This is a genomic window from Aureimonas sp. AU4, from assembly GCF_001463765.1.
Taxonomy (GTDB): domain Bacteria; phylum Pseudomonadota; class Alphaproteobacteria; order Rhizobiales; family Rhizobiaceae; genus Aureimonas.
In genome coordinates this window covers 1-1,378 of sequence record NZ_BBWK01000115.1, presented here as the reverse complement: position 1 = coordinate 1,378, position 1,378 = coordinate 1, and the positions used below count along the sequence as shown (strand labels likewise).

Annotated in this window: 1 protein-coding gene; it reads left to right on the top strand. The window is 66.1% G+C overall.

Going from position 1 to position 1,378, the window contains the following annotated elements; genetic code table 11:
• Positions 1-73 precede the first annotated feature (73 nt).
• Positions 74-1,039, top strand: coding sequence for an alpha/beta hydrolase (locus AUL35_RS21325; protein ID WP_062018606.1), 966 nt, complete (start codon positions 74-76; stop codon positions 1,037-1,039).
• The last annotated feature ends 339 nt before the right edge of the window (positions 1,040-1,378 follow it).

Here is a 1,378-nt window from a genome sequence, read left to right as displayed (position 1 = left end):
CCTGTCATCCGCCGCTCTCGCACAAACAGCGACCCCAACGCCCGCACCGGCAAAGGAGGCAGCACACCCTGCCATGGCGCAGCCTGCGCCCGAGATGAAGGCCGTCCTCGATAAGCTGACCGAACTCGGCGCCAAGCCGATCGGCACGCAGTCCGTGGAAGAAACGCGCAAAGGCCCGACCCCGGCCGACGCTGCCATGGCCGTCATGAAGGACAAGAGCATCCAGCCCGATGCTACTGTCGCGGCGGTGAAGACCAAGGACATGATGATCCCGGGTGCGGCGGGCGAGATCCCGATCCGGATCTACACACCGGAAGGCACGGGCCCCTTCCCGATCGTCGTCTACTTCCACGGCGGCGGCTGGGTGATCGCCGACATCGACACCTACGACGCCTCGGCCCGCGGTATCGCGGCCGGAGCCAAGGCCATCGTCGTCTCGGCGGACTACCGTCATGCGCCCGAGCACAAGTTCCCGGCCGCGCACGAGGACGCGAACGCCGCCTACAAGTGGGTCGTCGAGAACTCCGGCTCGTTCAACGGCGACGCTACCAAGATCGCGCTCGTCGGCGAGAGTGCCGGCGGCAACCTGGCGGCCAACGTCGCCATCGCAGCCCGCGATCAGAAGCTGACGGCGCCGCTGGCCGAGGTGCTCGTCTACCCCGTTGCCGGCAAGGACATGATGACGCCGTCCTATGTCGAGAACGCCAACGCCATGCCGCTGTCGAAGCAGGCGATGGAATGGTTCGTCTCCAACGTGTTCACAAGCAAGGATCAGGCGGCCGACCCGCGCCTCGACCTCATCAACCGGACCGATCTGGCAGGCCTGCCGCCGACCACGATCATCAACGCTCAGATCGATCCGCTGCGCTCCGAGGGCGAGATGCTGGCCGAGAAGATGAAGGCGGCGGGCGTCACGACGCAGCAGAAGACTTATGACGGCGTGACCCACGAGTTCTTCGGCATGGCGGCGGTCGTACCGCAGGCCAAGGAGGCGACGGCGATGGCGGTTGCCGCACTGACGAAGGCGTTCGGGAACTGACCCGCAATCGGGCCTGATCGAGGGAGCCGTCGGCGCCGAGTGGGCGTCGGCGGCCCGAATGCCGTCAGGACACAAGCGGGCAAGGCAAGAGTCCGCCTGCACTCCCCGACCACGATGGTGGTCCATGAAGCCTGAATGATCCGATCGTCGCATTGGCGATTGGATCGGAAGCGACTAGTTTCCCCGCCATGGAGCAGACAACCGCCGACGCACCACTACGGGAGCGACTGATCGTTCGCGAGGTTGCAGCACCCGGCCGATCGATCGTGTGCGATGTGTGCCTGGAGGCGGCGCCGATGACCGTCGATCTCTGCATCGCGGGCGGGTTCACCGCTTCGA

Excerpts from the sequence above, each read along its gene's own strand:
- AUL35_RS21325 (WP_062018606.1), top strand. The coding sequence starts at position 74 with ATGGCGCAGCCTGCGCCCGAGATGAAGGCCGTCCTCGATAAGCTGACC.